This window comes from Micromonospora sp. NPDC002717 (genome assembly GCF_040295705.1).
Lineage (GTDB): Bacteria > Actinomycetota > Actinomycetes > Mycobacteriales > Micromonosporaceae > Micromonospora.
This window is the reverse complement of sequence record NZ_JBEOVW010000005.1, coordinates 265,059-280,147: the sequence shown is the minus strand read 5'-3', so window position 1 is coordinate 280,147 and position 15,089 is coordinate 265,059. Positions and strand designations below refer to the sequence as shown.

At 75.6% G+C, this 15,089-nt stretch carries 12 protein-coding genes and 1 riboswitch; of the genes, 4 read left to right on the top strand and 8 right to left on the bottom strand.

Features of this window, described 5'->3' with window-relative positions:
* The first annotated feature begins 49 nt into the window (after positions 1-49).
* A complete protein-coding gene (locus tag ABT006_RS10745) occupies positions 50-931 on the top strand; it encodes a zinc finger domain-containing protein (RefSeq protein WP_350705053.1) in 882 nt (293 codons plus the stop codon).
* 249 nt (positions 932-1,180) lie between these two features.
* Positions 1,181-4,825, top strand: coding sequence for a hypothetical protein (locus ABT006_RS10740; protein WP_350705051.1), 3,645 nt, complete (start codon positions 1,181-1,183; stop codon positions 4,823-4,825).
* On the opposite strand, the gene pspM is transcribed toward ABT006_RS10740, so the two are convergent.
* From pspM to ABT006_RS10705, 7 genes are all read right to left on the bottom strand, one after another.
* Positions 4,826-5,605: a phage shock envelope stress response protein PspM gene (pspM, locus tag ABT006_RS10735; protein WP_350705050.1), complete on the bottom strand. Its 780-nt coding sequence runs from the start codon at positions 5,603-5,605 to the stop codon at positions 4,826-4,828.
* Between the two features lie 28 nt (positions 5,606-5,633).
* Positions 5,634-6,506, bottom strand: coding sequence for a PspA/IM30 family protein (locus tag ABT006_RS10730; protein WP_350705048.1), 873 nt, complete (start codon positions 6,504-6,506; stop codon positions 5,634-5,636).
* Positions 6,507-6,721: 215 nt separating this feature from the next.
* On the bottom strand, positions 6,722-7,165 hold the full coding sequence (locus ABT006_RS10725; protein ID WP_350705047.1) for a helix-turn-helix domain-containing protein: 444 nt from the start codon (positions 7,163-7,165) through the stop codon (positions 6,722-6,724).
* 365 nt (positions 7,166-7,530) lie between these two features.
* Positions 7,531-8,088 carry a CinA family protein gene (locus tag ABT006_RS10720; protein WP_350705045.1) on the bottom strand — a complete coding sequence of 186 codons (558 nt, stop codon included), beginning with the start codon at positions 8,086-8,088 and terminating at the stop codon, positions 7,531-7,533.
* A gap of 110 nt (positions 8,089-8,198) precedes the next feature.
* Positions 8,199-8,801 carry a CDP-diacylglycerol--glycerol-3-phosphate 3-phosphatidyltransferase gene (gene pgsA / locus ABT006_RS10715; protein ID WP_466021710.1) on the bottom strand — a complete coding sequence of 201 codons (603 nt, stop codon included), beginning with the start codon at positions 8,799-8,801 and terminating at the stop codon, positions 8,199-8,201.
* Positions 8,802-8,869: 68 nt separating this feature from the next.
* Positions 8,870-10,372, bottom strand: coding sequence for a 30S ribosomal protein S12 methylthiotransferase RimO (gene rimO, locus ABT006_RS10710; protein ID WP_350705041.1), 1,503 nt, complete (start codon positions 10,370-10,372; stop codon positions 8,870-8,872).
* A gap of 130 nt (positions 10,373-10,502) precedes the next feature.
* Positions 10,503-11,426, bottom strand: coding sequence for an ornithine cyclodeaminase family protein (locus ABT006_RS10705; RefSeq protein ID WP_350705039.1), 924 nt, complete (start codon positions 11,424-11,426; stop codon positions 10,503-10,505).
* Positions 11,427-11,523: 97 nt separating this feature from the next.
* Positions 11,524-11,588: riboswitch (guanidine-III (ykkC-III) riboswitch) on the top strand.
* A 62-nt stretch (positions 11,589-11,650) separates the two neighbouring features.
* On the opposite strand from ABT006_RS10705, the gene ABT006_RS10700 reads away from it, so the two are divergent.
* Entirely contained in the window at positions 11,651-11,965 is a 315-nt protein-coding gene (locus tag ABT006_RS10700; RefSeq protein ID WP_350705037.1) for a DMT family transporter, read from the top strand.
* Positions 11,966-12,224: 259 nt separating this feature from the next.
* Entirely contained in the window at positions 12,225-12,470 is a 246-nt protein-coding gene (locus ABT006_RS10695) for a hypothetical protein (protein ID WP_350705035.1), read from the top strand.
* A gap of 112 nt (positions 12,471-12,582) precedes the next feature.
* On the opposite strand, the gene ABT006_RS10690 is transcribed toward ABT006_RS10695, so the two are convergent.
* Positions 12,583-15,042, bottom strand: coding sequence for a DNA translocase FtsK (locus ABT006_RS10690; RefSeq protein ID WP_350705033.1), 2,460 nt, complete (start codon positions 15,040-15,042; stop codon positions 12,583-12,585).
* Between the last annotated feature and the right edge of the window lie 47 nt (positions 15,043-15,089).

Genomic DNA, 15,089 nt, shown 5'->3' with positions numbered 1-15,089 from the left:
GCCCGGTGACCGTCGCGCCGGGTCCCGGGCGGCGAGAGAGGATGGACGGGTGCCCGAAGGCGACACCGTCTGGAACACCGCCCGCGTCCTGCACCGCGCGCTGGCGGACGCCCGCCTGACCGGCAGCGACTTCCGGGTGCCCCAGCTCGCCGCGACCGACCTCACCGGCTGGACGGTGCGGGAGTCCGCCAGCCGGGGCAAACACCTGCTGCTCCGCCTCGCCGCCCCGGCGGGAAACGCACCCCGCCTCGCCGCCCCGGCGGGAAACGCACCGCCGGGAGACGCACCGCCTGGAGGCGCCACCACGGATGGCGGCGGGGCGTGCTGGACGCTGCACTCCCACCTGCGGATGGAGGGCGCCTGGCGGGCGTACGCGCCGGGGGAACGGTGGACCGCCCGGCCCGCGCACCTGATCCGGGTGGTGCTGCGCGCCCCGCAGGCGGTCGCCGTCGGCTACCACCTGCACGAGCTGGCGCTGGTGCCGACGGCCGAGGAGGACTCGCTGGTCGGCCACCTCGGCCCCGACCTGCTCGGCGCGGACTGGGACCCGGCCGAGGCGGTACGCCGGCTGGCCGCCCACCCGGACGTCACCATCGGCGAGGCCCTGCTGGACCAGCGCAACCTGGCCGGCGTCGGCAACCTCTACAAGTGCGAGATCCTGTTCCTGCGCGGCGTGTCGCCGTGGACGCCGGTACGCGCCGTGCCGGATCTCGCCGGCACCGTGGCCCTGGCGCAGAAGCTGCTCGCCGCCAACCGGGGCCGCTGGACGCAGAGCACCACCGGGTCGCTGCACCGGGGGCAGACCAGCTACGTCTACGGGCGGCGTGCCCAGCCCTGCCGCCGGTGCGGCACCGCGATCCGCAAGGAGGAGCTGGGCGAGCGGGTCACCTACTGGTGCCCCGCCTGCCAGCCCGAACGCCCGGCCGGCTGACGACCCCGGGGGCCGCGTCGGCCGCCCTCCGTCACCGGTCGACCGACGTGGGGTCGGCGTGTCGGGCGGGACACTCCGCCGGTGCGGCGGGAAAGTCGCGTCCCCGCCACAGATACGGACGATTGGGTACTTCCTAACCCCCGCCGTCGCGTCGCATGCTGCGGTTGACTCCTCACGCATCGTCAGCGACGCGCGACCGGGCCGCCACGCCGCCGTGGCGGGCCGCGCGCCCGGACACCGGGGAGAGCCATGGACCTGTTCCGCAGACTCCGGATCCCGTGGGAGCGGGCGGTGCCCCGCCCCGGGAACGGCACCACCGCCGGGTCCCGGCCGGCGGGGCCGGTCCCGGCGGCCCGGCGTGTGGAGGAGCCGGTCGTGGTGCCGGCCAGCCTCGACCCGGCGGCCGTGCCGCGCTGCTTCGGCCCGGTGCCGAACTACGCCCGCAGCCCGCTGCCGGTCGTCGGGGCCGACGGCCGGGTGGTGCCCGGCACCGGCATCCGCAAGTTCGTCGACGCGCTGCCCGGCCTCGGCACACGCGGCCGCACCCAGCTGGGCGGCCACCTCCCCGTGGCGGTGCCCGACACCATCAGCTACCCGGGCTGCGACTACTACGAGATCGTCCTGGAGCAGTACGCGCAGCGGCTGCACCGGGACCTGCCGGCGACCCGGCTGCGCGGCTACCGCCAGCTCAACCTCGGCACGGACGCCAACGGGCACAACACGGTCGTGCCGGCGGGGCGCCCCTGGCACCTCGGCCCGGTCATCCTGGCCCGCCGGGGCCGCCCGGTCCGGGTCAAGTTCATCAACCACCTCCCCACCGGCCGGGCCGGGGAACTCTTCCTGCCGGTCGACGCGACGGTGGCGGGCGCGGGGACGGGCCCGCTCGACGGTCCCGCGCCCTACCCGCAGAACCGGGCGGTGCTGCGCCTCGCGGGCGCGCACACCGGGTGGATCAGCGCCGGCAACCCCTGGCAGTGGGTGACCCCGGCGGGCGAGATCACCCCGTACCCGAACGGGATCGGCCTGACCCACGTTCCCGACATGCCGCCGCCCGGCGCGGGCGCCACCACGCTCTACTACCCGAACGAGCAGAGCGGGCGGCTGTGCTGGTTCCACGACAACACCGTCGGCCTGGCCCGGCTGACCGTCTACTCCGGGCAGCTCGCGCTCTACCTGCTCACCGACCCGGCCGAGGAGGAACTCGTCGCCGACGGCGTGCTGCCCGCCGACCAGCTCCCGCTGGTGATCGAGGACAAGACGTTCGTGCCGGACGACACCCAGCTCGCCGGCGAGGACCCGACCTGGGACCGGGACCGCTGGGGCTCCCGGGGCAGCCTCTGGCACCCGCACGTCTACCAGCCCCGGCAGAACCCGCACCGGGCCGACGGGACGAACCCGACCGGCCGGTGGGACTACGGCCCGTGGTCGCGTACGGCCGACGAGCCCGGGCCACGGGAGCACCCCGGGACGCCCGACGCCGGCCCGGTGCCGAACCCGCACCACGACCCGGTCACGGACCCGGAGGAGCCGCCGCTGACGCCCGGCGTCCCGCACCCGTCGGCGGTGCCGGACGCGTTCGGCGACACCATGCTGGTCAACGGGATCGCGTACCCGTACCTGGAGGTCACGCCGCGGACGTACCGCTTCCGGATCCTCAACGCCTGCCTGGACCGCGGCCTGAACCTCCAGCTCTACCGGGCCCGCTCCGACGGCCCGATGTGGGACCCGGAGGGCGACCTGGCCGACGCGGACGCCGGCGAGGTGCCGATGGTGGAGGCGGTCCGCGCGCCGGACCGTCCGGCGGGTTGGCCGACGGACGGGCGCGAGGGCGGGGTCCCGGACCCGCGCGCCGCCGGCCCGGAGCTGGTCCAGATCGGCAACGAGGGCGGCCTGCTCCCCGCGCCGGTGGTCGTGCCCAACCAGCCGATCGGCTACCGGTACGACCGCCGGGACCCGACGGTGCTCAACGTCGACTCGCACGCGCTGCTGCTCGCCCCGGGCGAGGTGGCCGACGTGCTGGTCGACTTCTCGACCGTGCCGCCGGGCGGCACGGTGATCCTCTACAACGACTGCCCCGCCCCGCTGCCCGGCTTCGACCCGCGCGCCGACCACCACACGGGCGCCCCGGACCGCACCGCCGAGGGCGGCCCGCCGCCGACCCGCCCCGGGTACGGCCCGAACACCCGCACCCTGCTCCAGTTCCGGGTCGCCGGCACCCCGGCGCCGCCGTACGACCTGGCCCGGCTGCGGGACCGCCTGCCCCGCGCGTACGCGGCCAGCCAGCGCCCGCCGATCGTGCCGCAGGCGGCGTACGACGCGGCGTTCGGCACGCGCACCGGCCGGGGAACGGTCGTCCCGGTGCACGCCACCACGGTCAGCTTCGTGCCGACCGCCGGTGCCGCCCCGGTGCTCCTCCCGTTGCAGGTGAAGGCGGTGCAGCAGGTCTTCGAACCGGAGCACGGCCGGCTCGTCGGCCGGCTGGGCGTCGGGCACCCGCACGCCGGGCCGCTCGCCCCCGCCACCCTGCCGCTCGGCCCGACCGATCCGGCCACCGAGGTGCTGCACGTCAGCGATCCGGCCGTCACAGTGGGCGCGCCCGCCGACGGCACCCAGCTCTGGCGCATCCGCGGCAACAGCCGGCAGACCCAGCCGGTGCGGTTCGCCGGCTGCGACGTCCAACTGGTCAACCGGGTCGGCTGGGACGGCGCCACCCGCCCGCCGCACCCCGCCGAGCGGGGCTGGAAGCAGGTGGTCCGGGTCGACCCACGCGAGGACGTGATCGTCGCCCTGCGGCCCGTCGCGCCGCCCCTGCCGTTCAAGATCGGCGACAGCGTACGGCTGCTCGACCCGGCCCGGCCGGCCGGCGCCCGGACCGGCTCGACCCCGGTCAGCCCGGTCGACGGCCGGCCGTCGCTGGTGGTGAACCAGCTCGTCAACCTGGGCTGGGAGTACCACTGGCACAGCCAGCTCGCCGGGCACCGCGACCAGGGCATGACCCGGCCCCTGGTGCTGCGGGTCTCGCCCAGGGCGCCGACCGGGCTGACCGCGACGCCGGCCCCGGGCTCGGCGACCGCGCTGCCGGCGATCGCGCTGGCCTGGACGGGCAACGGCAGCCGCCCGGCGGCCACCAGCCACCTGCTCCAGCGGGCCACCGACGCGACCTTCACGCAGGGGCTGACCGCGATCACCGTGGCGGCCACGGCGAGCCGCTACACCGACGCCACCGTCACCCCCGGGGTGACCTACCACTACCGGATCCGGGCGGAGAACGCGGTGAGCTGCTCCACCTGGTCCAACAGCGTGCCGGCGTCGGTGCAGCTCGCCGCGCCGGCGGGGCTGACCGCGGCGATCCCGCCGGCCGCTCCGCTGCGGATCGCGCTGCGCTGGACCAACCGTTCCTTCGCCACCGGCATCGACGTGCAGCGGGCCACCAACCCGACCTTCACCAGCGGGCCGGGCACCACCGCGATCGGGGTCGGCGACAACCACCTCGACGCGGCGGTCGCCCCGGACACCACGTACTACTACCGGGTGCGGACCACCTATCTCGGGGCCGCGTCACCCTGGTCGACGGTGGCCCGGGCGACCACGCCGCCGGCCCCGGGCCTGCCCACGGGCGTGACCGCCACCGCCACGGCGCCCGGGCCCGACACGGCGACGGTGATCCTCGGCTGGTCGTCGAGCACCCCCGCCGGGCCGGGGTCCGGGTTCATCGTGCAGCGGGCGCTGGACCCGGCGTTCAGCCGGGAGGTGTCGACCTTCACCGTCACCGGCCGCGGCTTCACCAACACCGGCCTGGCGCGGGGCGTCACGTACCACTACCGCATCCGGTCGTTCAACGTCGTCGGCAGCTCCCCGTTCACCGGCCCGGTGCCGGTCACGACACCGCCCTGATCAGGGAGTGCGCAGCGGCGCGCCGGCGCCGCGCAACTCGGCCAGCGCCGAGGCGACCCCGTGCAGCAGGTCGGTCGCCTCGGTCAGGCGGGAGGCGGCCGGGTGGTCGCCGTCGGGACGCGCGTCCTCGGCGACGTAGCCGGCGGCGGCCACGACCAGCCGCTCGTACGCCGTGACGCCCTGCTCCAGTTGGCCGGCCAACGCCCGGTGCGCCTCGGCCAGCGGCGGTCGGGCGTCGGCGGGGGCGAGCCGCAGCGCGCGTTCGACACTGGCCACCCGGCCGGCGAGGTCCCGCAGCGAGCGGTCGGCGTCGGCCGCCTCCGACACGGCGGGCCCGGCCAGCCCGGTCAGCCGGCCGGCCATCCCGGCGAGGGTGAGGGCGGCCCGGTCCAGCCGGGCCCACGGCTCGGCGGCGCTGGTGCCGCGCAGCGCCACCCGGGAGCGCACCCGGCGCACCTCGGCCAGCACGCCGGGGCCGGCGGGGAGCCGCTCCACGGCGGCGACAAGGCGGGCGCGTGACCGGGCGGCGGCCTCGGCCGGGTCGAGCGCGGGCGGCGCCGGCTGGGCGGCCAGCGCGCGCAGGTCGACCCAGCGCCAGGCGGCGAGCACCAGCGCCCCGCCCGCCCCGGCCGCCCAGGCCGCGTCGGGCAGCCCGAGCCCGGCGTACGGGGTCAGCACGGCGGCCGCGCCGCCGAGGCCCCCTGCCGTGACGCTCCACCGGCGGGCGGACCGCCGCAACCGACTCAGGCGCCGGAAGTACCGCGTGCGCTCGTCTGCCACCTCTGCTGCCTCCTCGACCTGACCGGCCTCAGCCGGCGGCGGTGGTGTCCCCGGTGCCGCGTTCCCGGCCCATGCTGGCCCGGATCTCGTCCAGCCGGGCGGCGGCGGCCGGGTCGGCGGCCGGCGCGGCGGGCTCCGTACGCGCGACGGGCGGTCGTTCCTGCCTGCCGCCGAGCTGCTCACCGGCCATGCTCGACCGGATCTGCTCCAACCGGGCGGAGCCGGCCGAGTCGAGGGTCGCCTTCTGGATCTCCAGCATCCGGCCCTCGACGGAGTTGCCGGCCAGCTCGGCGCGGCCCATCGCGGTGGCGTACCGCTGCTCGATCCGGTCGCGCACCTCGTCGAGCGAGGGGGTGTTGGCGGGCGCGGTCAGCGCCGACATCGACTCCAGCGAGCGGGCCACGCTCTCCTGCATCTTGGCCTGCTCCAGCTGGCTGAGCAGCTTGGTGCGCTCGGCGAGCTTCTGCTGGAGGATCATCGAGTTGTTCTCGACCGCCCGGCGGGCCTGGGCGGCGGCGCCCAGCGCCTGGTCGTGCAGGGTCTTCAGGTCCTCGGTGGCCTGCTCGGCGGAGACCAGTTGGGTGGCCAGGGTCTGCGCGGAGTGCTCGTAGCGGTTGGCCTCGGCCTCGTCGCCCTTGGCGCGGGCCTGGTCGGCGAGGACGAGGGCCTGGCGCGCGTTGGCCTGGAGCCGCTCGACCTCCGACATCTGGCGGGACAGCTTCATCTCCAGCTGCCGCTGGTTGCCGATCACCGCGGCGGCCTGCTGGACGAGCGCCTGGTGCTGGCGCTGGGCCTCCTCGATGGCCTGCTGGATCTGCACCTTGGGATCGGCGTGCTCGTCGATCCTGGCGCCGAACAGCGCCATCAGGTACTTCCAACCCTTGACGAACGGGTTAGCCATCTCCGCGGTATCCCCTCACTAGCGTCGCTCCGCCTCGACCGGGCCGGGCGGGCCCGGCCGGTTGCGGCGCGGCAGTGGCTCCATCGTCCCAGCCGGACGCCACCCGGGCATCCGTACCGGCCAGCGAAGCGAGCGCCGACGCCGTCCGCGATCAACCCTACGCGGCGGTCGCCACCGCGACCATGGGACGCGGACGGGGGTGAGGGTGGGGTGGGTCAGGCGGCGCAGACCACGTCGCGGTCGCCCCCGCGGACGCGGGAGGTGCGCAGCGTGGCCTTCAGCGGCGAATCCTGGCGGACCTGGACGGCGACCTTGCCGTCGGAGCTGACCTGGTGCACGCCCCGGCCGGTGGCCTTGCGCACCGTGGTCACCCCGGTGGTGTCGACGGTCTCGTCCTGCACGGGCACGAGCACGCCCGGCATCTGCTCGGCGAGCGCGACCGTGTCGCTGACCTCGCGCAGCAGCTCGGACAGGCGCGCGCCCAGCGCGTCGCAGATCGCCGCCAGCAGCTCGCTGGACGGCTCCTTCTGGCCGCGCTCGATCTCGGAGAGGTAGCCCAGGCTGACGTTGGCGGCGGAGGAGACCTCGCGCAGGGTGCGATGCTGCCCCTGCCGGCGCGCCCGTAGTGCGTCACCGATAACCCGGCGTAGCAGGACCATTCGCACCTCCCCTGAGGGACACCACTGTTTCGCGCGGCCGTCCGGCACGTCGTGCCGGCTCCGACCGTCGGAGCCTTTCCGCAACGGTACCCGTTGCCGGCCCCGCCGACATCCCACCCCGCCTCTCGGATTGCGGAGTCTGCTCAGCCTGTGGGATCGGCTCGGCGTGGGACGGGGGCCCCGTCGCGGGGGGGGGCGGCCCGGCTTGCCGGGCCCGGCCCGGCCCGGCTCGGCCCGCGGGTCGGCTCGGCCCGCGGGTCGGCTCAGCCCGCGGGTCGGCTCAGCCCGCGGGTCGGCACGGCCCGCAGGTCGGCACGGCCCGCAGGTCGGCACGGCCCGCAGGTCGGCACGGCCCGCGGGTCGGCTCAGCGCCGCCCGGCGGTGGCGGTGTCGGTCCGCCCGGCTTCGGCCTCGCCCGCGTCGGCGCGGTGGATCCGCTCGACGAGCAGCCGCAGCGCCTCGACGACCGCCGCGGAGCGGATGTGGTCGCGGCCACCGTCCAGGTCGAGCTGCCGGACGTCGGCCCCGGCGGGCCCGGCCACCGCCACGTAGACCAGCCCGACCGGCTTGCCGTCCTGCGGCTCCGGGCCGGCCACCCCGGTCGTGGCCAGGCCCCAGTCGGCTCCGCAGCGCCGCCGCCCGCCCTCCGCGAGGGCCACCGCCACATCCGGGTCGACGGGCCCGCGGTCGGCCAGCAGATCCTCCGCTACGCCGGCGAGCTGCGACTTCAGCTCGGTGGCGTAGACCACCAGCCCGCCCCGGAAGATGCCGCTCACCCCGGCGATCTCCACGATCGAGGCGGCCAGCAGCCCCCCGGTCAGCGACTCCACCGTGGCCAGGGTCTCGTGGCGCTCCGCCAGACTGTGCACCACGCCCGCCGCCGGGCTGCCCACCGGCCGCGCGCCGGCCGCGTCACTTTCCATGTCCCAGATCCTTCCCCCGCCCCGCCCGGCCTACTCATCCTCCCCGAGCCGACAGGATCACAGGGAGGGCGGCATGGATCCCCGGCCCGCCGCCCGGCCGGGAGCCCGGGTCAGGAGGCGGGCCGGCGCAGGCGCAGGGCCTGGGCGACGTAGTCGAAACCGGTGACCACCGTGACCCCGACCGCCGCGGCCATGATCCACGGCCCGACGGCGGCGAGGGCGGCCGGCATCGGCCACAGGTACCAGGTGATCGCGAGGATCTGGAGCGCGGTCTTGATCTTGCCGCCCCGGCTGGCCGCGATCACCCCGTGCCGGATCACCCAGAAGCGCAGCGCGGTGATGCCCAGCTCGCGGGCGAGGATCACCGTGGTCACCCACCAGGGCAGCCGGTCGTACCAGGAGAGCAGCAGCAGCGCGGCGCCGGTGAGCGCCTTGTCGGCGATCGGGTCGGCGACCTTGCCGACCGAGGTGACCAGGGCGAAGCGGCGGGCGATCCAGCCGTCGACCAGGTCGGTCACCGAGGCGACGGCGAAGATCAGGCAGGCGGCCATCTGCCAGCCGGCGTGGGTCATCCCCGAGACGACCAGGGATGCGCCGAAGATCGGTACCAGGACCAGCCGCAGCGCGGTGAGCGCGTTCGCCGCGTTCAGCACGGGCACCCGGGCCACCACCGGCGCCGGCGTGGAATCCGTCGCCCCGGTCACCGCCGCCACCCGCTCCGGCCGCCGTGGCGCACCTGGCACCCCACCACGTGGCTCCCCCGCTCTGTCCGGGCCCGCCGTCACCGTGCCGCGCCGGGCGCAGCCGAGATCATCTCATCCGGGACCGCGACGAGGTCCACCCCTTCGGTGCCCGTCACCGTCGCCCGCACCAGGTCGCCCGGGCGCAGCGCGGCGAGGTCCACCCCGCCGCCGGACGGCGCGACGAGGGTGGTCGAGCCGTCGACCTCGGGGGCCTGGTGGGCCGCCCGCCCCTCGACCACGCCGTCGGCGACCGAGTCGACCAGCACCTCGACGGTGGAGCCGAGCCGCTCCTCGGCCCGCTGCGAGCAGAGCTCGTCGGCGAGCGCGGCGAGCCGGTCGTACCGGCGCTTGACGGTGGCGGCGGAGACCTTGCCGGGCAGCCCGGCGGCCTCGGTGCCGTCCTCGTCGCTGTAGTCGAACACGCCGATCGCGTCGAGCCGCGCCTCGGTCAGGAAGCGGACCAGCTCCTGGTAGTCGGCGCGGGTCTCGCCGGGGAAGCCGACGATGAAGTTGCTCCGCGCGCCCGCCTCCGGGGCCAGGGCGCGGGCGCTCGCCAGCAGCTCCAGGAACCGGTCGGTGGAGCCGAAGCGGCGCATCCGGCGCAGCACCGGCTCGCTGGAGTGCTGGAACGACAGGTCGAAGTACGGGGCCACGCCGGGCGTGGTGGCGATCGCCTCGACCAGGCCGGGCCGGGTCTCGGCCGGCTGGAGGTAGCTCGCCCGCACCCGGACGATGCCGTCGATCGCGGCGAGCTGCGGCAGCAGCTTCTCCAGGGCCCGGGGATCGCCCAGGTCCTTGCCGTAGGAGGTCGAGTTCTCGCTGACCAGCACCAGCTCGCGGACGCCGGTCTTGGCCAGCCACTCCGCCTCGGCGAGCAGCTCGTCCGGCGTACGCGAGACGAAGGCGCCGCGGAAGGCGGGGATGGCGCAGAACGCGCAGCGCCGGTCGCAGCCGCTGGCGAGCTTCAGCGAGGCGACCGGACCGGTGTCGAGCCGGCGGCGCAGCACCTGGCGCAGGTGCGCCGGGGTGTGCTCGTCGGTCTCGGTGACGCCCCGGGCGGGGGTGCCGTGGCCGGGCAGCGACACCGCGCTGTCCCGGCGGGAGACCGGGGTCAGCGGGAGCAGCTCGCGGCGGTCGCGCGGGGTGTGCGCGTGGATCGCCTCGCCGGCGACCACGGCGTCCAGCCGGGCGGCGATCTCCGGGTAGTCGTCGAAGCTGAGCACGGCCTGCGCCTCGGGGAGGCTGTCGGCCAGCTCACGGCCGTACCGCTCGGCCATGCAGCCGGCCGCGACCACCTTCGCGCCGGTGTCGGCGGCGGCCAGCAGGGTCTGGATGGAGTCCTGCTTCGCCTTCTCCACGAAGCCGCAGGTGTTCACGACCACCACGTCGGCGCCCTCGCCGTCGGTGGTGACCTGCCAGCCCTCGGCGTGCAGCCGGGCGGCCAACTCCTCCGAGTCGACCTCGTTGCGGGCGCAGCCCAGCGTCAGCAGGGCGACGCGGCGGCCGTCGGAGTTGTCGGAAGGGGAGGTGGCAGACACCATCCGAGGGTACCGGGCCGTCCGCGATCCCCCACGCACGCCCGCCCTGCGGAGGGCACCCGTTGACGCGCCCGGTGGGGCAAGGGCCCTTCCTGACCCTCCTGGCGGGGCGGGGTGACGGACGCCACGCCGGTCAGACGGTCGCCGCGCCGACCCGGACCAGGCGGTCGAGCAGGAACACCTCGGTGCCGGCCAGGCCGGTCGAGCAGAAGACCGAGACCTGGTCCGCGCCGGTCCGGCCCGGCACCGCGCCGGCCAGCACCCCGCCCAGGTCGCGCAGCCGCCCGGCGTACGCCGGCAGCGCCGCGAGCATCGGCGGGTCGTACGCGGCGGCCTGCGCCGGCGAGTCGGTGACCAGCAGATCGGCGGCGTCCAGCAGGTCGGGGCCGAACTCGTGCCGGTCGACCTGCTTGAAGCCGACCGTGTTGACGTGGGTGCCGGGAGCGAGGTCGGCGGCGTCGAGCACCGGGGTGACGCTGGTGGTGGCGAGCACCACGACGTCACGGTCGGCCACGGCGGCCCGCGCCGACTCCACGGCGCGCGCCGGCACGCCCAGCTCGGCGCGCACCCGGGCGGCGAACGCCTCTCGCCGGACGGCGGAGCGGCTGTGCACCGTGACCTCGCGCAGCGGGCGGACCGCGGCCGCCGCCCAGACCTGCGTCCACGCCTGCCGGCCCGAGCCGACCACGCCCAGGGTGGCGGCGTCCGGGCGGGCCAGGGCGTCCACGGCGGCCCCGCCGAGCCCGCCGGTGCGGCGGGAGCCCAGCTCCTCCCCGACCGCCACCGCCCGGACCGCCCCCGTACGCCCGTCGTGCAGCACCACCACCTGCTCGCTCTCCGGGTGCCCGAACGTGTCGTACGAGCGGAAGCCGTACCACTCGCCGGTGAGGTGCCCGGCGGTGAGCACCATCCGCCCCCCACCCAGCGGCGCGGCGGCCCGGGGCGGGGCCACCAGGCGGCCGGCGTACGCGGCGAGCAGGGCGCCCCGCATGGCCGCCACCGTGGTGGGGGCGTCCAGCGCGGCGGTGACCTCGGCGTCGGAGAAGAGCAGCGGCATGCGCCCATATTGCAAGTTGAAGTCAAGTTAAGGTCAACGAGGGGTGGCGGGGCTCACCACCCTTCTCCGGCACGTCCCGGTCGGTGCTAGCGTCGGCCCTGACGGCCACGGCCGTCCCGGACGAGTGGTGGGCGTACCCGGTCAGGCCAAGACGCCCGCGTGACGTGCAGACCCGACTCGTCCCGGCCCCGGAGGTCCGGGCGCAACCGCAGAGGTGATCTTCAATGGCCTGGATCGTGCTGGTGATCTCTGGACTCCTCGAGACGGCGTGGGCGATCGCCCTCGACCGCAGCGCCGGCTTCAGCCGTCCCGTCCCGTCGGCGGTCTTCGTGGTGACGCTGGTGCTCAGCATGGCCGGGCTGGGGTACGCGCTGCGCGAGATCCCCGTCGGCACCGGCTACGCCGTCTGGGTCGGCATCGGGACGGTCGGCACCGCCCTGGTCGGGATGCTCGCGCTGAACGAGCCGGCCAACCTGCCCCGGATCGCCTGCCTCCTGCTGGTGATCGCCGGCATCGTGGGCCTGAAGATCTTCCACTGAGAACCGCACGGGCGCGGCCCGCGAACCGGGCGGCGCGGCCCGCGAACCGGGCGGCGCGGCCCGCGAACCGGGCGGCGCGGCCCGCCAGAGGGCGACCCGGCCCGTTGGAGGGCGACCCGGCCCGTTGGAGGGCGACCCGGCCCGTTGGAGGGCGACCCGGTCCGCACCGGGGGCGGCGGGCGGGTCCGAGGCGTGACGAACGGCCACAGTGGGTAGAGGTCGGCCTGGCAACGCAGGCTCTCACCCACCGGAGGCAGACATGGCCGACATGCACACCACCGCCCGCCCGCGCAGCGGCGCCGCCCGCATCTGCACCATCCTGGGATTCGTCTTCGCGGTCATCGCGATCCTGTTCCTGCCGCCGCTGTTCGGTCTCGTCGGCCTGATCCTCGGGATCGTCGGCGCCGTGCTCGGCGACAAGCCGCTCGGCTGGTACGCCGCCGTCGCCAGCGTGGCCGGCGCGATCATCGGCATGGTCATCGGCGCCGCCCTCTACAACTCCTGACCGCCGCTCCCCCACGGACGGGCCCGCCGGCTTCCGGCGGGCCCGTCCGTGTCCGCCCCGGCCGACCGGGGCGAGACGAGGGAGCAGGCAACGTGTCGGCGCCCGGTCGGCGTCACTCCTCGCCGCCGCGCAGGCCGACCAGGACCTCCTCCAGCTCGTCGGGCTTGACCAGCACGTCGCGGGCCTTGGAGCCCTCCGACGGGCCGACCACGCCCCGGGTCTCCATCAGGTCCATCAGCCGGCCCGCCTTGGCGAAGCCGACCCGCAGCTTGCGCTGCAGCATGGAGGTCGAGCCGAACTGCGAGGTGACCACCAGCTCGACGGCCTGCACCAGCAGGTCGAGGTCGTCGCCGATGTCCTCGTCGATCTTCTTCTTGCCGCTGTCCGGCGCGGCGAGCACGTCGGGGCGGAACTCCGGCTCGCGCTGGTCCTTGCAGAACTTCACCACGTCGGCGATCTCGCGCTCGGTCACCCAGGCGCCCTGGATCCGGATGGGCTTCGAGGCGCCCATCGGCAGGAAGAGACCGTCACCGCGGCCGAGCAGCTTCTCCGCGCCCGGCTGGTCGAGGATGACCCGCGAGTCGGCCAGGGAGGAGGTGGCGAACGCCAGCCGGGACGGCACGTTCGCCTTGATCAGGCCGGTGACCACGTCGACCGAGGGGCGCTGGGTGGCCAGCACCAGGTGGATGCCGGCGGCCCGGGCGAGCTGGGTGATCCGGACGACCGAGTCCTCCACGTCGCGCGGGGCGACCATCATCAGGTCGGCCAGCTCGTCCACGATCACCAGCAGGTACGGGTACGGGCGCATCTCCCGCTCGCTGCCCGGCGGGGCCTTGATCTCGCCGTTGCGCACCTTGCGGTTGAAGTCGTCGATGTGCCGGACCCCGTTGGCGGCGAGGTCGTCGTAGCGCATGTCCATCTCGCGGACGACCCACTCCAGCGAGTCGGCCGCCTTCTTGGCGTTGGTCACGATCGGCGTGACCAGGTGCGGGATGCCCTCGTAACCGGTCATCTCGACCCGCTTCGGGTCGATCAGCAGCAGCCGCACCTCGTCCGGCGTGGCCCGGGTGAGAATGGACACCAGCAGCGAGTTCAGGCAGGACGACTTGCCCGCGCCGGTCGCGCCGGCGATCAGGATGTGCGGCATCTTGGCGAGGTTGGCCACCACGTAGCCGCCCTCGATGTCCTTGCCGAGCGCCACCACCATCGGGTGGTGGTCGCCGGTGGCGGCCCGCGAACGCAGCACGTCGCCGAGCGCCACGTTCTCCGGGTCGGTGTTCGGGATCTCCACGCCGACCGCGCTCTTGCCCGGGATCGGGCTGAGAATCCGCACGTCGGGCGACTTCACCGCGTACGCGATGTTGCGGGAGAGCTGGGTGATCCGCTCGACCTTGACGCCCGGGCCCAGCTCCACCTCGTAGCGGGTGACGGTCGGCCCGCGGGTGAAGCCGGTGACGGCGGCGTCCACGTCGAACTGCTCGAAGACGCCGGTGAGCGCGGCGATCACCTCGTCGTTGGCCCTGCTCCGGCTCTTCGGGGCCGCGCCGCTGCTGAGCATGTTCGCCGGCGGCAGGGTGTAGTCGCCGGCCAGCCCGGTCAGCGCGAGCTGCTCGGCCCGGGTCGGTGCGGGCGAGTGCTCCGGCGGCTCGACCGGCTTGCGGCTGGCCGGAACCTTGCCGGGACGCTTGCGGGGCAGCACGAGGGTTTCCTGGAGGTCCGCCCCGTCGAGTTCGTCGTCGAACTCCGCCGGGTCGACCGGCGGCGGCGCCGCCCGCTTCGTCGCGCGTTTGCGGGCGGGCTTCGCGGGCGCCTCGTCCGTCTCCTCCTCGGCCGACGGGGCGACCAGGGTGCCGGCGAGCAGGCCGAGCCGCTCCGGGATCTTGTTGATCGGCGTCGCGGTGACCACCAGCAGGCCGAAGACCAACAGCAGGATCAACAGCGGCACGGCGACCCAGGCGGTGACGGCCCGTTCCAGCAGGCTGCCCACGCCCGCGCCGACCAGGCCGCCGGCGAAGTCGCGCTGGACCGCGTCGACCGGGTTCTGCCCGATGTGCAGCATCGCGGCGGTGGCGACCAGCATCGAGCCCCAGCCGACCAGCCCCCGGCCGCGGTGCTCCGGGTCGCCGGGCTCGCGCATGAGGCGCCAGGCCCCGATCATCAGCAGCACCGGCACCACGATGGCGATCGCGCCGAGGAAGAGCCGGACGGTGTCGGCCAGCTGCTCGCCGACCGGGCCGGCGCCGGAGAACCAGATGGCCACCGCGCTGAGCAGGGCGAGACCGAAGACCAGCAGCCCCGCGCCGTCGCGGCGGTGCTCCGGGTCGAGCCCGCGGGCCGAGGCGGCCTGCCGGCCGGCGGCACGGAACGCCCAGCCGACGCCGTGCGCCAGCCCCATCCACAGTGCGCCGACCGCACGTCCGACGAGGAGCCCCGGGCTCGGCCGCGCCGCGGGCCGCCGCCGGGGGGCCGCCGCCCGGGCGGTCTTCTTCGCCGGCTGGCGGGCACGGCTGTTCGTGGTGCCACGCGGCGACGCGCCGCGCCGCCGACTCGCCTGAGAGGTACGGCCCGCCATAGCATCAACTTAACGGCGTGACCCGGCAGATCGCCGCTTTTCCGGGT